The organism is Kitasatospora phosalacinea (genome assembly GCF_030268885.1).
GTDB lineage: Bacteria > Actinomycetota > Actinomycetes > Streptomycetales > Streptomycetaceae > Kitasatospora > Kitasatospora phosalacinea_C.
In genome coordinates this window covers 22,473-40,018 of record NZ_BSSA01000018.1, presented here as the reverse complement: position 1 = coordinate 40,018, position 17,546 = coordinate 22,473, and the positions used below count along the sequence as shown (strand labels likewise).

The window sequence follows — 17,546 nt, the reverse complement described above, 5'->3', positions numbered from 1 at the left end:
GCACCGCCCTCCGCTAGCCTGGGGGCACGATGAACTGTTTCACCACCGCCTGGGGCGAGTTCGAGCTGGCCCGTTTCCCGGAGGATCCGCGCGAGCAGCTGCGCGCCTGGGACGCCGCCGACGACTACCTGCTGCGGCACCTGCACGAGGAGGCGGTGCCGCTGGACGGGGCCGTCACCGTCCTGGGCGACCGCTGGGGCGCGCTGTCGACCGCGCTGGCCCCGAAGGCGGGCGCGCTGACCGCGGTCACCGACTCGTACCTGGCCTCGCGGGCGACCGCCGCGAACCTGGCCCGCAACGGCCTCGCCCCGTCCGCCGTCGCGGTCCGCAGCACCCGGGACGCCCCGCCGGCGCGGATCGACGTGCTGCTGGTGCGCGTCCCGAAGAGCCTGGCCCTGCTGGAGGACCAGCTGCACCGGCTGGCCCCGGCCGTGCACGAGGGCACGGTCGTGGCGGGCACCGGCATGGTCACCGAGATCCACACCTCCACCCTGAACCTCTTCGAGCGGCTGCTCGGCCCGACCCGCACCTCGCTGGCGGTCCGCAAGGCCCGCCTGATCCACACCACCCCGGCACCGGACCTCGCCCGCCCGGCCAACCCGTGGCCGCTGCGGTACCGGCTCCCGGACGGCATCGGCGTCCTGTCGGGCCGCCAGGTCGCCAACCAGGCGGGCGTGTTCTGCGCGGACCGCCTCGACATCGGCACCCGCTTCTTCCTCCAGCACCTGCCGGAGCCGACCGGCGCCGCGCGCCGGGTGGTCGACCTGGGCTGCGGCAACGGCATCGTCGGCACGGCGGCCGCGCTCGCCGACCCGCGGGCCGAACTCCTCTTCTTGGACGAGTCGTTCCAGGCCGTCGCCTCCGCCGAGGAGACCTTCCGGACCAACCTGGGCCCGGACCGCCCCGCCGAGTTCCTGGTCGGCGACGCCCTGGCCGACGTTCCGACCGCCTCCGCCGACCTGGTCCTGCTGAACCCCCCGTTCCACTCGCACCAGGCCACCACCAACGCCATCGCCCACCGCATGTTCACCGGCGCCCGCCGTGTCCTGCGCCCGGGCGGCGAACTGCGGGTGGTCGGCAACCGCCACCTCGGCTACCACGTCACGCTGCGCCGACTGTTCGGTGGCTGTCGAACCGTGGCGGGCAGTCCGAAGTTCACGGTGCTGAGCGCCACCCGCCGCTGACCGCCCTCCCCCACCCGCCGCCGACCGCCCCGCCGTGGTCCGGACCACTCGTCCGGAACCCCGGGCGCTCCCCTGGTGCACGCACTGTCCCGGCGGTGCTCTAGGGTGAGCGCCGTTTCGCTGTGGACCATCGCCGTGGACGCCTCCGCGGTCGAGCACCACCGCCAGGGGAGGCACTGTCATGGACACCGCACAGCCTGCCCCGGGAGCAACCGCTCCCGAGGCACCGGCGCCCGTCTGCTTCCGGCACTCCGGCCGGGAGTCGTACGTCCGCTGCACCCGCTGCGACCGCAACGTCTGCCCGGACTGCCGGCGCGAGGCGGCGGTCGGCTACCAGTGCGTGGAGTGCGTCAAGTCCGGCCGCCAGGGCACCCGCCAGGCCCGCACGGCGTTCGGCGGCCGGATCACCGGCCGCCCGTACGCGACGATCGTGCTGATCGTGCTGAACGTGGCCGCGTACCTGGTCGAACTGGCCCGGCCGGAGACGGTCAAGCAGTTCGCGATGCTGGGCTCCGGCGTGTTCGTGCCGGAGGACGCCGACCCGGCCACGTACGTCTACCACCTGTCGGGCGTGGCGCACGGCGAGTGGTACCGGCTGATCACCAACGCGTTCGTCCACCTCGAACCGACCGCGCCGCCGATCGGCGTCCTGCACATCCTGAGCAACCTGTACTGGCTGTGGATGCTCGGCCGGGTGGTCGAGGACCGGCTCGGCGTGCTGCGCTTCCTGGCGCTGTACCTGCTGTCCGCGCTGGGCGCCGCCGCCACGGAGTACCTGCTCGCCCCGGGCGGCCTGTCGCTGGGCGCGTCCGGCGCGATCTTCGGCCTGGTCGGCGGGTACTGGGTGCTGAGCCGCCGCCAGGGCTACGACCCGCTCGGCGGGAACCAGTTGATGGTGTCCTTCGTGGTGTGGATGGTGCTGTCGATGAGCTTCACCTCCTGGCAGGGCCACCTGGGCGGCCTGCTCACCGGCCTGGCCGCGGGCGCGGCCCTCGGCTACGCGCCGCGGCAGCAGCGCGGGCTCGTCCAGTCGATCAACCTGCTCGCGGTGCTGACCGTGGTGGCGGTCGTGGTCGTGATCGCCGCCGACCGGGTCCCCCCGCTCACCTGACGGACGACCGCCTCCCTACCCCGGGCCCGTCTCCCGTCCCGTCTCCCGCCCCACCTCTCGGTACGCCTCCCGGTACGCCTCGCCGAGCAGCGCCGCCCCCTCGCGCAGCCGCTGCTCGGCGAGCCCGGCGTAGCCGAGCGTGACCGCCGCCGGGCCCGGCCCGAGCCGCCCGGGGGCGACGGCGGCGACCCGCACCCCGCGCCGCAGCGCCGCCTCGACGAACCCCGACTCGCCCGTGCCGGGCGGCAGTTCGGCGTACAGGTGCAACCCGGCGGCGACGCCGTGCAGCCGGGCCGGCGGAAGGTGCTCGCGCAGGGCGGCGACCAGCGCGTCGCGGCGGGCCCGGTAGCGGGGGCGCACGGCGCGCAGGTGGCGGTCGTAGCCGCCGCTCTCCAGCAGTGCGGCGAAGGCGAGTTGGTCGACCGCGCCGGTACCGAGGTCGGCGTACCGCTTGGCCTCCCGGACGTCCTCGGCGAGCCACCCGGGCAGCACCGCCCAGCCCAGCCGCAGTCCGGGCGCCAGGGTCTTGCTGAGCGAACCCAGGTAGACCGTCCGTTCCGGCGCCAACCCCTGCACGGCGCCCAGCGGTTCGCGGTCGTAGCGGAACTCCGCGTCGTAGTCGTCCTCCACCACCAGCCCGCCGGCCCTTGCCCAGGCGGCGAGTTCGCCACGGCGGCGGGCCGACAGCGCGACCCCGGTGGGGTACTGGTGGGCGGGCGTGACCAGCACCACCTCCGCCCCGCTCGCCGCCAACTCCCGTACCACCAGGCCCTCCTGGTCCACCGGTACGCCGACCGGCTCGACGCCGTGGGCGCGCAGCAGCTCCAGCGTGCCGGGCGAGCCGGGGTCCTCCAGCGCGATCCGCCGCCGCCCGTGCCGGGCCAGCACCTGCGTGAGCAGCGCCAGCCCCTGCCCGACCCCGCTGACCACCGTCACCCGCTCCGGCCGTGCGGCCACCGCCCGCACCCGACCCAGGTACGCCGCCAACTCCCTTCGCAGCTGCGGCAGTCCGGCCGGGTCTCCGTACCCGAGGTCCCGGTTCGCGGCCCCCTGCAGCGCCCGCCGCACCGCCGCCGCCCAGGCCGCCCGCGGGAAGGCCCCCAGGTCGGGCGAGCCCGGCTTCAGGTCGTAGCGCGGCTCGGCCGCCGCCACCCGGACGTCCGCCCGCGGCGGCTCGGCCGCCACCCCGTCCGCGACCCTGGTCCCCGACCCCCGCCGCCCCACCAGGTAGCCCTCGGCGGCGAGTTGCTCGTACGCCTCGACCACCACCCCGCGCGAGACGCCCAGTTGGGCGGCCAGCGCCCGGCTCGCGGGCAGCCGCTCGCCCGCCACCAGGCGGCCGTCCCGCACCGCCGCCCGCAACTCCCGCGTCAGCCGCCCGGCCAGCTCCCCGCCGCCGTCCCCCAGCGTGACCAGCAACTCCCGCACCGCGCCCACCTTCCCTCCTCCGCCCGCAGCCCGTCCGAGGCCCCGAACCCACCGACCCGAGCCCACCGACCCGAGCCCACCGACCCGATCCCGCCGGCCCGAGCCCACCGGGAGGCCGAACTGCTGCGCGCCGCGACAGCAGGCGGGCCACCTCGGCCCGTCCGCTCCGATTGGTCCTCTCCAGCACCCCCCGAGTGGTCCTGGAAACCGAACCACCCTGCTCCTAGCGTCGCACCCATGGCAACCACCACCTCCACCGCCGCCCCCACCCTGCCGCCCGGTTCCGCCCGCGCGGCCGCCGCGATGTCCCTGCTCGGCGTGTCCACCGGCGTCAGCGCCGCCTTCGCCGCCTACCCGGTGGCGGGCGGCCAGGCCCTGCGCTACGCCCTGGCCTCGGCGATCCTGCTGCCGCTGGCCCGCCGCCGCCCGCGGCTCGCGCACCGCCCGACCGGCCGTGAACTGCTCCTGCTGCTGGCGCTGTCCGGCACCGGCCTGTTCGGGTTCAACCTGCTGCTGGTCGCGGCCCTGCGGCACACCGACCCGGCGGTGGTCGGCAGCGTGGTCGGCTGCACCCCGCTGCTGCTGGGCGTGGCCGGTCCGCTGCTGGCCCGCCGCCGCCCGGCGGGGCGGCTGCTCGCGGCGGCGGCCCTGGTGGTGTGCGGCGCGGCGCTCACCCAGGGCTTCGGCCACGGCGACGCGCTCGGCCTGCTGTTCGCGACCGGGACGCTGCTGTGCGAGGCGTCCTTCTCGCTGCTGGCCGTCCCGCTGCTGCCGCGGCTGGGCCCGGTCCGGGTGTCCGCGTACACGACGGTGCTCGCGGTGCCGCTGTTCGCCGCGGTGGCCGCGTTCTCCCCGGCGGCGCTGCGGGTGCCCACCAACGGGGAACTGCTCGCCCTGCTGTACCTCGGCGCGGTGCTGACCTGCGGCGCGTTCCTGCTCTGGTACTCCGCGCTGACCGTGCTCCCCGCGGACCGCGCGGGCCTGTTCGGCGGCCTGATCCCGCTCACCGCGACGCTCTCCGGCGCGCTCCTGACCGCGACCGCCCCCACCCCGCCGCAGCTCCTCGGCGCCGCCCTGGTCACCGCCGCCCTGCTCTTCGGCGCCACCACCCGGCGCACCGCTCCCCGCCCCGCCTGACGCACCGACCGACGCCGTCCCCCGACACGCCGTCCACGCCCGGCGCACCACCCGGCCCACTGCTCCTCCGTACACCACCCCCCGCACCACCTGCCCCGCACCGCCCCGCCACTCGTCCGGGCCGCACCCGTTGCCGCCGCGCCGAAACGTCCGCTTAGGCTGGGCCGCGATGACAGTCGACCGCCGCAGTGTTCTGCGTTCCGCCTCCCGCCTGGCCGCGTTGAGCGCCGCCGGCGGCCTCGTCGCCGCGTGCGGCGGCCCCTCCGACGGCAGCGGTACGAGCGGCCCCTCGGTGGCGGCCCGTCCGCAGCCCGCGCACCTGACCGAGTCGCCGGGCCCGAGCGCCGCCGCCTCCCCGTCCCCCTCCCCCTCCCCCTCCCCCTCTCCCACCCCCACCCCGTTCGCGCTGCCCCCGCTCGCCCCGGACACCCCGCTGGAGGTGGTGACCGGCCCGCGCAGCAGGCCGCAGTTGGCGCTGACCTTCCACGGCCAGGGCGATCCGGCGATCGCCACCGCGCTGCTGGAGGCCGCCGAGCAGCGCGGCGCCCGGCTGACCGTGCTGGCGGTGGGCAGTTGGCTGGACGAGCAGCCGCAGATCGCGCAGCGGATCCTGTCCGGCGGGCACGAGTTGGGCAACCACACCCAGAACCACCTGGACATCTGCTCGATGCGCCCGGAGCAGGCCCACGAGGAGATAGCGCAGTGCGCGCAGCGGCTGCAGCGCCTGACCGGTTCGATCGGCCGCTGGTTCCGGCCGTCCGCGGCGCAGTACGCGAACGCGATGGTCAAGGAGCAGGCGCAGCAGGTCGGTTACGCGCACGTGCTGTCCTTCGACGTCGATCCGCGCGACTACGCGGACCCGGGCGCGGAGACGGTGACCCGCCGGGTACTGAAGGCGGCCGCCGCCGGTTCGGTGGTCGCCCTGCACATGGGGCACCCGGGCACGGTGACCGCGCTGCCCGCCATCCTGGACGGCCTCGCGGAACAGGGCCTGCACGCGGTGACGGCCTCCGAACTCTGCGCCTGAACCGTCCAGTTGCCCTCTGCGCCCGACCGGCCAGGTTGCCGGACGTGGCATGCTCGACCCCATGCGTTACATACTCCTGGGCGCCGGCGCGGTCGGCGGCACCATCGGCGGTCGGCTCCACCGGAGCGGCCGCGACGTCCTGCTGGTCGCCCGCGGCCCGCACCTGGCGGCGCTGCGCGCCGACGGCCTGCGGTTGACCCTCCCGGACGGCACCCACCGGCTGCCGGTCCCGGCGGTCGGCGGCCCGGAGGAGGTCGAACTGACGCCGGACGACGTGCTGGTGCTGGCGGTGAAGACCCAGCACTCGGCGGCCCTGCTCGACGCGTGGGCGCCCCGCCCGGTCGCGGGCGGCGGAACGGCGGGCGAGCGGCTGCCGCTGGTGTGCGCGCAGAACGGCGTGGAGAACGAGCGCCTGGCGCTGCGCCGCTTCGCCCGGGTGTACGGGATGTGCGTGTGGCTGCCGTCCGCCCACCTGGAGCCGGGCGCGGTCTCGGCGGCGGGCTCGCCCCGCTCGGGCGTCCTGCACCTGGGCCGCTACCCGCACGGCACGGACGCGACCGCCGAGCGGATCGCCGCCGACCTGGAGGACTCGCACTTCGACGGGTACGCCGTCGCGGACGTGATGGCCTGGAAGTACGCGAAGCTGGTGAGCAACCTGGGCAACGCGCTGGAGGCGGTGGCCGGTCCGATCGACGGCGAGCTGCGGATGCGGGCCTGGCGGCAGCTCGGCGCGGAGGGGCGGGCGGTGCTAGCGGCCGCCGGGATCACCCACCCGTCCGAGGAGGAGCAGCAGGTCCGGCGCGGCGACCGGGTCACGCTGGTGCCGCTGGAGGGCGCGGTGCGCGGCGGCGGTTCGTCCTGGCAGTCGCTGGTGCGCGGCACCGGCGACATCGAGGCCGACTACCTGAACGGCGAGGTCGTCCTGCTGGGCCGCCTGCACGGCGTGCCGACGCCGCTCAACGAGGCCCTGCAGCGCCTGGCCGCCGCCTTCGCCCGCGAGGGCCGCCCGGCGGGCTCCCTCCCGGACGCCGAGCTGGCCGCCCTGCTCGAACCCTGAGCCCCCGCGGACCCCGGACGCCCGCAGACCCCGAGCGGGCGTCACGCCATCGGGTCGTCCGGCCCGTACGGGCGCAGCCGCAGCGTGCGGGCGTCGGCGGAGCGGATGGCGCCGGCGGAGGCGACCAGGGTCTCCAGGTTGTCGCGCCCGGCGTGCAGGAAGCGTCCGTGCAGCCCGTCGAAGCGGCCGCGGGCGGCGTCGACGGTGACGGCGACCATGTACGGGATGGAGCCCCAGGCCTTCATGTCCCGGAACATCTCCATGCCCGCGGTCATCTCGGTGGCGACCGCGCCGGGGCTGATGTCGAGCACCACCACGCCGTGCTCGCCGACCGAGTCGGCGATGTTGTCGGAGAGCTTCAGCAGCGCGCCCTTGGAGGTCGCGTAGGCGGTGTAGCGGCCGTCGGGGCGCAGCGCGAAGCCGCTGTTGAGGTTGACCACCCGGCCGCGGCGGCGCTGCACCATGCCGGGCAGGACGTTGCGCAGCAGATTGTAGGGGCCGCGCAGGTTGGTCTCGACGACCTGCCACCACTGGGCGGGGTCGGTCTCCCAGATCGGCACCTCGGCGCGGTCGACCTGCCCGGCGTTGTTGACCAGCAGGTCGACGGGGCCGAGGTCGCGCTCGATCGAGCGGACGGCCTCCCGGACGGCGCCGGGACGGGTGACGTCGGCGGTGACGGCGACGCCGCGGGCGCCGTGCCGGACGCACTCCCTGAGGGTGGCGGTCAGCTTGTCGTGGGTGCGGCCGATCAGGCCGACGGCCATGCCCTCGGCGGCGAGCCCGACGGCGATCTCGCGGCCGATGCCGCGTCCGGCCCCGGTGACCAGTCCGACCTGCCCGGCGAGTGATCCCGTCCCCATCTGCCTGCTCCCTCCTCCGGCTGGACCTCCGCATTGTGGTCCCGGCCCGGGGGTGCACGGGGGAGCGCACGCAGCGCACCGGCGACACTCACCCGTTCGGCCCAGCGTCCGGCGCGCCTCCGTCGGCACGCACCGATGTGAACGGGCGTTAAGGCAGGTAGTACCGTCGTCCGGGCGGACCACGGCGTCCGCGACACCCGGCCGGGTGATCCCCGGCTCCGTCCCGAAGGGCATTTGAGTGAGCGACATCGCACGCGTCGGAGTAGTCGGCTGCGGCCTCATGGGGTCGGGCATCGCCGAGGTCTTCGCCCGTTCCGGCCTGGACGTGCTGGTCTCGGAGGCCGGCGGCGAGGCCCTGGAGCTGGGCCGCACCCGGCTGACCAACTCCCTGGAGACCGCGGTGCGGCGCGGCAAGCTGTCCGAGCAGGACCGGGACGCGGCGCTGTCCCGGCTGTCGTTCACCACCGACCTCGCCGACTTCCACGACCGCGACCTGGTCGTCGAGGCGGTCGCCGAGCGCGAGGACGTCAAGGTCAAGATCTTCCAGACCCTGGACCAGGCGGTGACCCGCCGCGACGCCATCCTGGCCTCCAACACCTCCTCCATCCCGATCGTGAAGCTCGCCGCCGCGACCGGCCGCCCCGAGCAGGTGATCGGCCTGCACTTCTTCAACCCGGCGCCGGTGCAGAAGCTCGTCGAGGTCATCCCGACCCTGACCACCTCCGCCGAGACGACCACCCGCGCCGAGCAGTTCGCCGTCGAGGTCCTCGGCAAGGAGCCGATCCGCGCCCGCGACCGGGCCGGCTTCGTGGTCAACGCCCTGCTCGTCCCCTACCTGCTCTCCGCCGTCCGGATGTTCGAGTCCGGCGTCGCCACCGCCGCCGACATCGACAAGGGCATGGAGGCGGGCTGCGCCCACCCGATGGGCCCGCTGCGCCTGTGCGACCTGATCGGCCTGGACACCATCGTCTCGATCGCCGAGTCGATGTACGACGAGTACAAGGAGCCCCTGTACGCGGCCCCGCCGCTGCTCTCCCGGATGGTCGACGCGGGCCTGCTGGGCCGCAAGTCCGGCCGCGGCTTCTACGACTACACCGCGGCCTCCTGACCCACCCTCCTCCCCGCCCGACCGGCCCCCACCGCGGTCACCACGGCCACCGCGGTCACCACGGCCACCACGGTTCACCGATCGCGAACTCCGGGGAGGAACCGGGGAGTTCCGCACCCTCCCGGCACGGCCGACCGCCGACGACGGCCCGGCGCCCCGCCGACGCTCCGACTTCGTGACGCGAGCGACCGGCGGCGCGCCGAAAGACCCCCCGCCCCGCGGCCCCTCCCCCGCGGGCCGTAGTCTCGGCCGGTGCCCCGGACCCCCCTCGCCCCCGGCTGGGAGCCGCTGCTCGCGGCCCCCGCGGTGGACCGCCGACTCGGCCTGACCTGGCTCTCCGGCCTCGGCTCCAACCGGGCGGCGCCGGTGGAGGTGCTGCTCGCCCTGCTGGACCTCGACGAGACCGACTGCCTGTACCGCCCGGACCTGCCCGCCGCCGTGCTGGACGCCGCCGCCACCCACCCGGAGCTCCGGGTCCGCCGCCGGGCGGCGGAGACCGCCCGGCTCTCGCCGGAGCAGTGGGAGCACCTGGTCGCGGCCACCCCCGAACCGGAACTGCGCCGCCGGTTCGCGGAGCTCGCCGAGCAGCGCCTGGCGGCACGGCGGCGGGGCCGCGGCGTCGCGGAGCCGCCCCGCCCGGACGCCCGGCCGCCCGCCACCGCCGCCGGGCTGACGGCGCTGGCCGCCGCGGCGCCCGACATCGCCCCGGAGAGCCTCACGACGGCGCTGTGGTGGGTGGGCGCCCTGCACGGCGACGGCGCGGCGATGCGCCTGCTGGCGGCCTCGCCCAAGCTGCTGGTGCGCCGCAGCGTGGCCCGGGCGCCGCGGCTGCCCGCGGACGTGGCGGAGCTGCTGGCCCGCGACGAGGACCGGGTGGTGCGGCTCTTCCTGGCCGAGTCCTGCGCGGACGCCCCGGCCGGGATGCTGCTGGAGGTGGCCTCCTGGTGGAAGGGGAGCTTCTCGTTCCCCGACTGCCCGCGCTCCCACCCGAACTTCCCGCGCGCGGGCCTGCTGCGCTTCGCCGCCGACCCGAACCCGCTGCTGCGCGCCCTCGTGCCGGACGACCCGAAGGCCACCGCCGCGGACGTCGAACGGCTCGCCGCCGACCCGGACCCGACCGTCCGCCGGGCCGCCGCCGAGGACCGCCGCCTCTCCCCCGCGACGGTGTCCGCGCTGGCCGCCGACCCCGACGCCGGGGTGCGGTACCGCGCCCGGGCCAACCCCGTCCTGCCGGTGGCGGACCTGGTGGCGCTGCTGCTGGAGCCGCGGACGGCCGAGCACGCCGTCCGCAACCCGGCCGTCCCGCTCGCCGTGATGCACCGGATGCTGGCCCTCGGCGCGCCGCACGCCGCGACCGCGCGGTAGTCCAGCGGTCGCCCGGGGGACGTCAGGGGCTGGCGTAGCGGGCGATGTCGGCGATCCGGCAGCTGACCGGGCCGTGCGGGTCGGCGGTGCCCTGGGCCTGCTCCACGGCGTCCTGGCCGGGCGGGAGGGCGGTGGCGGCGGCCACGCCCCCGGTGACCGGGCGGCCCTGGCCGTCCTCGAAGGCGATCTGCACCACGTAGTTGCTGGTGGTGGCGGTGTGATTGGTGATCCGGACGGTGGCCGAGGGCCACTGCAGTTGGTCGTCCACCGTGCAGGAGGTCACCTCGACGTCGCCGAACGCGGCCCGTCCGGCGTCCTCCGCCCCGGGCGCCCGGCCGTCCCCGTCCGACCCGCAGCCCGTCGCCGTCAGCACCAGCGCGGCGACCAGGCAGGCGGTGGCGATCGCTCGGATGCGCATGGTTTCCCCTCGGGCCGGACACGGGTCGTGGCCGACGCTACGAGCCGCCGGGGCCGCCCGTCCGGAATGTGTCCGATCCGTAATAACCGTGCGGAGCAAGTGTGTTGACGGTACGTCAGCAAACGATGCGCACCCCCGGCGGGTCGCACGGCGAACGGCCCGGCGCGTGCGGGCGCCGGGCCGTTCGGGTCGCTCGGGCCGTTCGGGCCGTGGCGGGAGGGGTCAGCCGTTGATCTGGTACGGGTCGCCGTAGACCTTCCACTTCAGCGGCGGGTTGAGGTCGAAGTTCTTCGCGTTGAGGAACACCCGCTGCTCGGTGTCGACCCGGCTGGTGTCGGCGTGCGCCTCCTCCTGCTTCATGATCACCTTCCGGGCGTCCAGGAAGGCGTTCAGGTAGGTGGCCTCGTCGCCGCCCTGGGCGGGGGTCTTGGCCTTCTTCATCGCGGCGGCGCGGATCCCGCCGAAGCTGTCGGAGCTGCTGCCGGGGCCGTGCATCACGATGGCGTCGTAGTAGATGAACTGGCCCAGGGCGCGCAGCCCGTCCGCCTTGGCCTGCTTGACCGAGGGGTTGAAGTAGACGCGGTCGCGCTCGTCGTTCTGGGCCCGCTGGAAGACGGAGTCCTTGGCGGCGGTCTTCCAGTCGTTGACGAAGGCGCTGCCGAGGCCGGAGTGCGAGTCGGTGCCGTTGACCTTCTTCAGCGCGGGCAGGTACTTGGCCAGGACGTTGCCGGGCTTCAGGTCGGTGTAGTGCTGGACGAGTTCGAGCATGTCACCGGTGCCGGAACAGAAGCCGATGATGCCCGCGGTGTAGCCGCGACCGTCGCCGATGTCCTCGATGTACTTGTACTGGGCCTTCCAGTCGAGCGAGGAGTTCTCCGCCGAGGAGACCAGCTCCATGGCGATCTCCTTCTTCGCCGGGTCGTCCAGCCCGACGGACGCCACCGACACCGCGGGCGCGGCGGGCGCGGCGGCGTGTCCGGTCCCGGCCGCGGCCAGGGTCAGCGGGAGGACGCCGACCAGGACCGCGAGGGCGGTGCGGGCGGTGCGGGCGGTGCGGTGCTTGCTGGGGTGCATCTGACGCTCCGTCTGCCGGCTGCGGGCATGGGGGCGCCCGCAGCAGAGGGTTAGGAAACTTTCCTAACCGAGATTGAAGCGTCCGCATCACCCCCGGCGCAAGACGTCCGACCGGATCCGCTCCCGCCGCCCCGCCCCGCCCTCTCCCGCTCCCCACCCCCGCCGCCCGGAAAACCGCTGGCCACCGGGTCCGCCGACGGCCATGCTGGGGGCGATGGAGATCCGCGAAACCACCCCCGAGGACTGGGCCGCCGTCTGGCCGTTCTTCCACCGCATCGTCGCCGCGGGCGAGACGTTCACCTACCCGACCGACCTGACGGCCGACGAGGCCCGCGGCTGGTGGATGCTGCCCGCGCCGGACCGCACCGTGGTCGCCGTCGACGAGACCACCGGCACCGTCCTCGGCACCGCCAAGATGAACCGCAACCAGGCGGGCAACGGCGCCCACGTCGCCAGCGCCAGCTTCATGGTCGACCCGGAGCACGCCGGGCGCGGCACCGGCCGCGCCCTGTGCCTGGAGGCCCTGCGCTGGGCCCGCGAACGGGGCTACCGCGCCATGCAGTTCAACGCCGTGGTCGCCACCAACGCCCCGGCCGTCGGCCTCTACCGCTCCCTCGACTTCGCCGTCGTCGGCACCGTCCCCGAGGGCTTCCACCACCCCCGCCTCGGCTACGTCGACCTGTACGTCATGCACCGCCCGCTGTAACCGGCCGCCCCCGGACAACGCCGCCCTGCTCCGAACGTCACGCCCCGCCCGCTGTAACCGGCCGCGCCGCCGCCGCCACCGCCCGCCCCTCCCGCACCACCGCCGGGCGCGAGAGCACGGTCACCAGCAGCGAGATCCCCGCCAGCGCCCCGATCGCCCAGCGCACCTCCACCCACTGCGCCAGGCCCCCCGCCAGCGCCGCGCCCACGCCCTGCCAGGCGATCCGGCCCGCCGACTCCACGCCCTGCACCTGGCCCCGCCCGGCCGCCGGGGTCAGCGCCAGCAGCCGCTCCTGCAGCGGCAGCGTCGCCGCGAACCCGACGCCCGCCACGCCCACCGCCAGCACCGCCGCCCACCCCGGCGGCCGGGCCGCCAGCAGCAGGAACGGGCCCGCCAGCAGCAGCCGCAGCCCGTACGCCCACCGGGCCCGCCGGGCCGCGTCCAGCAGCCGCCCCACCAGCAGGTCGCCCGCCAGCATCCCGGCCGCGCTCGCCGCCAGCAGCGTCCCGGCGCCGCCCGGCGCGTACGGCAGGAACAGCGCCTCGCAGCCCACCACCAGGCCGTTGGGCACCCACAGGTTCAGCAGCAGCGCCCGCCGCCCCGGGCGGCCCAGCAGCTCGACGTTGCCCCGCCAGGTCTCCCGCAGCCCGGGCCGGCGCGGCGGCCGCACCGACCGCTCCCGCACCGTCGCCGCCACCACCGCCGCCGCCAGCGCCGTCAACACCGCTGCCGCGCCCATCAGTTGGTACGGCGTCAGCACCGTCAGCAGCGCCCCGCCGAGCGCGAAGCCGAGCACCGCCGCCCCGCCCGCGGTGACGTTCATCAGCGACCGGGCGAGCGCGTAGCCCTCCGGCGGCACGATCTCCGCCAGCAGGCCCATCCGCGTCCCCGTGCCGAGCGACTGGAAGAACCCGACCGCCAGCAGCAGCCCGAAGCGCGCCGCCAGCGGCAGCCCCGGCACCGCCTGCGCCGAGGTCGCCGCCAGCGCCAGCAGGTGCAGCGCCACCAGCGTCCGGCGCGGCCGCTCCCCGTCGGCGGCCGACATCAGCGTCAGCGCGCCCAGCACCGCCGCGAACGACGACCCGTACATGCTCACCGCCGTCAGGAACGGCGACCCCGTGCGCGCCTGCACCAACACGCCCAGCGCGAACCCGGACAGCGTCCCGGCCCCCGCCAGCAGCGTGAAACCTGCGTACAGCCCCGCGAACTCCCGCTGCCGCAGCAGCGCCAGATATCCGTGACCAGTCATGAAAAAAGCCTCCGACGCTGCCGCGGGCGCGTTCGAAGGCTGACAGCGAGAACCTAGCACACCCGACGCCCCGCCCCGCACGGGTTCCCGCCCCCGGGCACGCCGGAGCCCCGCCGCACCCCACCCGGGGGCGCGACGGGGCTCCGTCCCGCAGCGGACCGTCAGGCCCCGCGCAGCACCGCGCCGGTGCGCTCGGCGGCCACCGCGACGGCCGCCTCGCGGGCCGCCGACGCCTCGTCGGCCGTCAGCGTCCGGTCGGTGGCCCGGAAGCGCAGCGTGTACGCCAGCGACTTCTTGCCCGCGCCCGCCTGCTCGCCGGTGAACACGTCGAACAGCCGCAGCGACTCCAGCAGTTCGCCCGCGCCCTCGCGCAGCGCCGCCTCCACGTCCGCGGCGTGCACGGCCGCGTCCACGATCAGCGCCACGTCCTGGGTCGCCACCGGGTACGCGGAGACCGGCGGGCCGGAGACCCGGCGGCCGTCCTCGAACAGCAGGTCCAGGTCGAGCTCCATCGCGCTGGTGCGCTCCGGCAGGTGCAGCGCCTTGACGACGCGCGGGTGCAGCTCGCCGGCGTGGCCGACGACCTCCTCGCCGACCAGCAGCTCGGCGCAGCGCCCCGGGTGCCACGGCGCGTACTGCGCCTGGCGCACCGTCAGCTCCACGCCCGCGGCGGCGGCGACCACCCGGGCCGCCTCGACGGCGTCCGCCCAGCCGGACGGCGCGCCCTTGCCCCACCAGCCGGACGGCAGCCGCTCGCCGGTCAGCGCGACGGCGACCCGGCGCGGCTGGTCGGGCAGGGCGGCGTTCAGCTCGGCGAGCTGCTCCTCGGTCGGGCGGCGGTCCACCGGCAGCCGCGGCGCGACCTTCGGCTCGGCCTTGGGCAGGAACACCGTGCCGGTCTCGAACAGCGCCAGGTCGGTGTTGCCGCGCCCCACGTTGCGCCGCAGCGCGCCCAGCAGGCCCGGCAGCAGGGTGGTGCGCAGCGCCGGCTCGGCGTCGTTCAGCGGGTTGACCAGCTTGACGGTGCGGCGGCGCGCGTCGTCCGCCTCCAGCCCGAGGGCGTCGAAGGAGGCGTCGCCGACGAACGGGTACGCGTTGATCTCCACGTAGCCCGCGCCCGCCAGCGCCACGCCGACCCGCCGGTGGAAGCGCTGCGCCTCGGACAGGCCGCGCCCGGGCGGGGTGACCGGCATCCGGGCGGGGACGTTGTCGTAGCCCTCCAGCCGGATGACCTCCTCGGCGAGGTCGTACGGGTCGGTCAGGTCGGGCCGCCAGGACGGCGGGGTGACCTCCAGGACGTCGGTGCCGACGACCGTGCAGCCGACCTCCTGCAGGCGGCGGGTGACGGTCTCGCGGCCGTACTCGGCACCGGCGACCCGGTCCGGCAGGTCCGCGTCGATCGGGATGGTGCGCACCGGGTGCGGGGCCGCGATGTCGGTGACCCCGGCCTCGGCGGTGCCGCCCGCGATCAGCACCAGCAGGTCGACGGCGCGCTGCGCGGCGGCCCGGGCGGCCTCCGGGTCGACACCGCGCTCGAAGCGCTTGGACGCCTCGGAGGGCAGCTTGTGGCGCTTGGCGGTGCGGGCGATGGCGACCGGCTCGAAGTGCGCGGCCTCGACGATGATGTCGGTGGTGCCGGTGGCCAGGCCGGTCTCGGCGTCGACGACCGGGTCGAGGATCTCGGTGCTGGCGCCGCCCATGACGCCGGCCAGGCCGATCGGGCCGGAGTTGTCGCAGATCAGCAGGTCCTCGGCGGACAGCTTGCGCTTGACGCCGTCCAGCGTGGTGAGCTCCTCGCCCTCCACCGCCCGGCGGACCTGGATCGGCCCGTCCACCCGGTTGCGGTCGTAGGCGTGCAGCGGCTGGCCGACCTCCAGCATCACGTAGTTGGTGATGTCGACGGCCAGCGAGACCGGCCGGATCCCGGCCTTCTGCAGGCGGCGCTGCAGCCAGATCGGCGACTTCGCGCCCGGGTCGACGCCGGTGACGGTGCGCGCCACGAAGCGGTCGCAGCCCACCGGGTCGGCGACCTTCACCAGGTAGCCGTACGAGTTGGCGGGCGGCACGTCCAGCAGCGCCGGGTCGGCCAGCGGCAGGCCGTACGCGGCGGCGGCCTCGCGGGCCACGCCGCGCATCGACAGGCAGTAGCCGCGGTCGGGGGTGACCGCGATGTCGAGCACCTCGTCGACCAGCTGGAGCAGCTCGATCGCGTCGGTGCCGGGCTCGTACTCGGGCGGCAGCACGATGATGCCGTTGTGGTCGTCGCCCATGCCGAGCTCGCGGGCGGAGCAGATCATGCCGGCCGAGGTGTGCCCGTAGGTCTGCCGGGCGGAGATCGGGAACGGGCCGGGCAGCACGCCGCCGGGCAGGATCACCACGACCTTGTCGCCGACCTGGAAGTTGGTGGCGCCGCAGACGATCTCCTGCGGCTCGCCGGTGCCGTTGGCGGCGCCGACGTTGACGAAGCAGTGCCGGATCGGCTTCTTGAAGCCGGTCAGCTCCTCGATCGAGAGCACCTCGCCGACCACCAGCGGGCCCTTGACGTCGGTGCCGAGCTGCTCGACGGTCTCCACCTCGAGCCCCGCGCGGACCAGCCGGGCCGCGACGTCGCGGCCGGTCTCGCCCGCCGGCAGGTCGACGTACTCGCGCAGCCAGGAAAGCGGGACGCGCATCAGATCTCCATCCCGAACGGGAGGGTGAAGCGGACGTCACCCTCGACCATGTCGCGCATGTCGGCGACGTTGTGACGGTTCATCAGGATCCGCTCCAGGCCCAGGCCGAAGGCGAATCCGCTGTAGCGGCTCGGGTCGATGCCCGCGGCGACCAGCACCCGCGGGTTGACCACGCCGCAGCCGCCCAGCTCGATCCAGCCCTCCGAGGAGCAGGTCCGGCACGGGCGGTCGGGGTTGCCCACCGAGGCGCCGCGGCACACGAAGCACTGCAGGTCGATCTCGGCGCTGGGCTCGGTGAACGGGAAGTACGAGGGGCGCCAGCGCAGTTCGAGGCCGCCGCCGATCAGCTTCTCCACCAGCACCTCGATGGTGCCCTTGAGGTGGCCGAAGGTGATGCCCTCGTCCACCGCGATCGCCTCGACCTGGCGGAACACCGGGGTGTGGGTGGCGTCCAGCTCGTCGGTGCGGTAGACCCGGCCGGGGCTGACCGCGTACAGCGGCGGCTCGCCGGCCAGCATCGCGCGGATCTGCACCGGGGAGGTCTGGGTGCGCAGCACCATGCCGGAGTCGGCGCTGCCGTCGGGGGCCTCGACGAAGAAGGTGTCCTGCATCGAGCGGGCCGGGTGGTCGGCGTGCAGGTTGAGGGCGTCGAAGTTCAGCCACTCCGCCTCGACCTCGGGGCCGGACGCGACCTGGTAGCCCATCGCGACGAAGGTGTCCTCGATGCGCTCGGCGAGCGTGGTCAGCGGGTGCCGGGCACCGCGCGGCACGCGGCCGTACGGCAGGGTGACGTCCACCGCCTCCTCGACCAGCACCCGGGCGTCGCGCTCCGCCTCCAGCTCGACCTGGCGCTTGGCCAGGGCCTGGTTGACGGCTCCGCGGGCCTGGCCGATCAGCTTGCCCGCGGCGGCCTTGGCCTGCGGGGGCAGGGCGCCGATCTCGCGGTTGGCGAGCGACAGCGGGGAGCGGTCGCCGGTGTGCGCGACCTTCGCCTGCTTGAGCTCGTCGAGGTCGGCGGCGGCGGCGAAGGCGGCGAGCGCCTCGTCCCGGGCCTGTTCCACCACCTCGGGCTTGAGGGCCTCGACCTCGACCGGGTCGTACGACTTATTGGGTGCCGACATCTCTATCTTTCCCGTGCTCCTGCTCGTGA

At 75.4% G+C, this 17,546-nt stretch carries 15 protein-coding genes; 8 read left to right on the top strand and 7 right to left on the bottom strand.

Annotation, left to right across the window (positions count from 1 at the left end):
• Nucleotides 1-29 precede the first annotated feature (29 nt).
• Nucleotides 30-1,184: a methyltransferase gene (locus QSK52_RS23960; RefSeq protein WP_285738201.1), complete on the top strand. Its 1,155-nt coding sequence runs from the start codon at nucleotides 30-32 to the stop codon at nucleotides 1,182-1,184.
• A 181-nt stretch (nucleotides 1,185-1,365) separates the two neighbouring features.
• Nucleotides 1,366-2,295, top strand: a complete 930-nt coding sequence (locus tag QSK52_RS23955; protein WP_285738200.1) for a rhomboid family intramembrane serine protease — start codon at nucleotides 1,366-1,368, stop codon at nucleotides 2,293-2,295.
• A 15-nt stretch (nucleotides 2,296-2,310) separates the two neighbouring features.
• On the opposite strand, the gene QSK52_RS23950 is transcribed toward QSK52_RS23955, so the two are convergent.
• Nucleotides 2,311-3,732, bottom strand: a complete 1,422-nt coding sequence (locus tag QSK52_RS23950) for a PLP-dependent aminotransferase family protein (protein WP_285738199.1) — start codon at nucleotides 3,730-3,732, stop codon at nucleotides 2,311-2,313.
• Between the two features lie 228 nt (nucleotides 3,733-3,960).
• Here QSK52_RS23950 and QSK52_RS23945 point away from each other — a divergent pair, with 228 nt between their 5' ends.
• The 3 genes from QSK52_RS23945 to QSK52_RS23935 all read left to right on the top strand — a co-directional run bounded on the left by QSK52_RS23945 (nucleotide 3,961) and on the right by QSK52_RS23935 (nucleotide 6,944).
• Nucleotides 3,961-4,860 carry a DMT family transporter gene (locus tag QSK52_RS23945; RefSeq protein WP_285738198.1) on the top strand — a complete coding sequence of 300 codons (900 nt, stop codon included), beginning with the start codon at nucleotides 3,961-3,963 and terminating at the stop codon, nucleotides 4,858-4,860.
• Between the two features lie 169 nt (nucleotides 4,861-5,029).
• Nucleotides 5,030-5,887, top strand: coding sequence for a polysaccharide deacetylase family protein (locus QSK52_RS23940; RefSeq protein ID WP_285738197.1), 858 nt, complete (start codon nucleotides 5,030-5,032; stop codon nucleotides 5,885-5,887).
• Nucleotides 5,888-5,948: 61 nt separating this feature from the next.
• On the top strand, nucleotides 5,949-6,944 hold the full coding sequence (locus QSK52_RS23935) for a ketopantoate reductase family protein (RefSeq protein ID WP_285738196.1): 996 nt from the start codon (nucleotides 5,949-5,951) through the stop codon (nucleotides 6,942-6,944).
• A gap of 41 nt (nucleotides 6,945-6,985) precedes the next feature.
• On the opposite strand, the gene QSK52_RS23930 is transcribed toward QSK52_RS23935, so the two are convergent.
• Nucleotides 6,986-7,804: an SDR family NAD(P)-dependent oxidoreductase gene (locus QSK52_RS23930; protein WP_285738195.1), complete on the bottom strand. Its 819-nt coding sequence runs from the start codon at nucleotides 7,802-7,804 to the stop codon at nucleotides 6,986-6,988.
• A gap of 238 nt (nucleotides 7,805-8,042) precedes the next feature.
• Here QSK52_RS23930 and QSK52_RS23925 point away from each other — a divergent pair, with 238 nt between their 5' ends.
• Both QSK52_RS23925 and QSK52_RS23920 read left to right on the top strand, forming a co-directional pair.
• The gene (locus QSK52_RS23925; protein WP_285738194.1) at nucleotides 8,043-8,912 is read left to right on the top strand and encodes a 3-hydroxybutyryl-CoA dehydrogenase; all 870 of its coding nucleotides are present in this window, start codon (nucleotides 8,043-8,045) and stop codon (nucleotides 8,910-8,912) included.
• A gap of 252 nt (nucleotides 8,913-9,164) precedes the next feature.
• Entirely contained in the window at nucleotides 9,165-10,277 is a 1,113-nt protein-coding gene (locus QSK52_RS23920; protein WP_285738193.1) for a hypothetical protein, read from the top strand.
• Nucleotides 10,278-10,299: 22 nt separating this feature from the next.
• Here the strand turns inward: QSK52_RS23920 and QSK52_RS23915 are convergent, their stop codons facing one another.
• Nucleotides 10,300-10,695: a hypothetical protein gene (locus tag QSK52_RS23915; protein ID WP_285738192.1), complete on the bottom strand. Its 396-nt coding sequence runs from the start codon at nucleotides 10,693-10,695 to the stop codon at nucleotides 10,300-10,302.
• A 222-nt stretch (nucleotides 10,696-10,917) separates the two neighbouring features.
• The gene (locus QSK52_RS23910) at nucleotides 10,918-11,769 is read right to left on the bottom strand and encodes a chitosanase (protein ID WP_285738191.1); all 852 of its coding nucleotides are present in this window, start codon (nucleotides 11,767-11,769) and stop codon (nucleotides 10,918-10,920) included.
• A gap of 214 nt (nucleotides 11,770-11,983) precedes the next feature.
• Between QSK52_RS23910 and QSK52_RS23905 the strand changes: the two genes are divergently transcribed.
• A complete protein-coding gene (locus QSK52_RS23905; RefSeq protein ID WP_285738190.1) occupies nucleotides 11,984-12,475 on the top strand; it encodes a GNAT family N-acetyltransferase in 492 nt (163 codons plus the stop codon).
• A 37-nt stretch (nucleotides 12,476-12,512) separates the two neighbouring features.
• Here the strand turns inward: QSK52_RS23905 and QSK52_RS23900 are convergent, their stop codons facing one another.
• From QSK52_RS23900 to pheS, 3 genes are all read right to left on the bottom strand, one after another.
• Entirely contained in the window at nucleotides 12,513-13,724 is a 1,212-nt protein-coding gene (locus tag QSK52_RS23900; RefSeq protein WP_285738189.1) for a hypothetical protein, read from the bottom strand.
• A 161-nt stretch (nucleotides 13,725-13,885) separates the two neighbouring features.
• The gene (gene pheT / locus QSK52_RS23895; protein ID WP_285738188.1) at nucleotides 13,886-16,396 is read right to left on the bottom strand and encodes a phenylalanine--tRNA ligase subunit beta; all 2,511 of its coding nucleotides are present in this window, start codon (nucleotides 16,394-16,396) and stop codon (nucleotides 13,886-13,888) included.
• Nucleotides 16,396-17,517: a phenylalanine--tRNA ligase subunit alpha gene (gene pheS / locus QSK52_RS23890; protein WP_285738187.1), complete on the bottom strand. Its 1,122-nt coding sequence runs from the start codon at nucleotides 17,515-17,517 to the stop codon at nucleotides 16,396-16,398. Before pheS ends, pheT begins: the two co-directional genes overlap by 1 nt.
• Nucleotides 17,518-17,546: the final 29 nt, after the last annotated feature.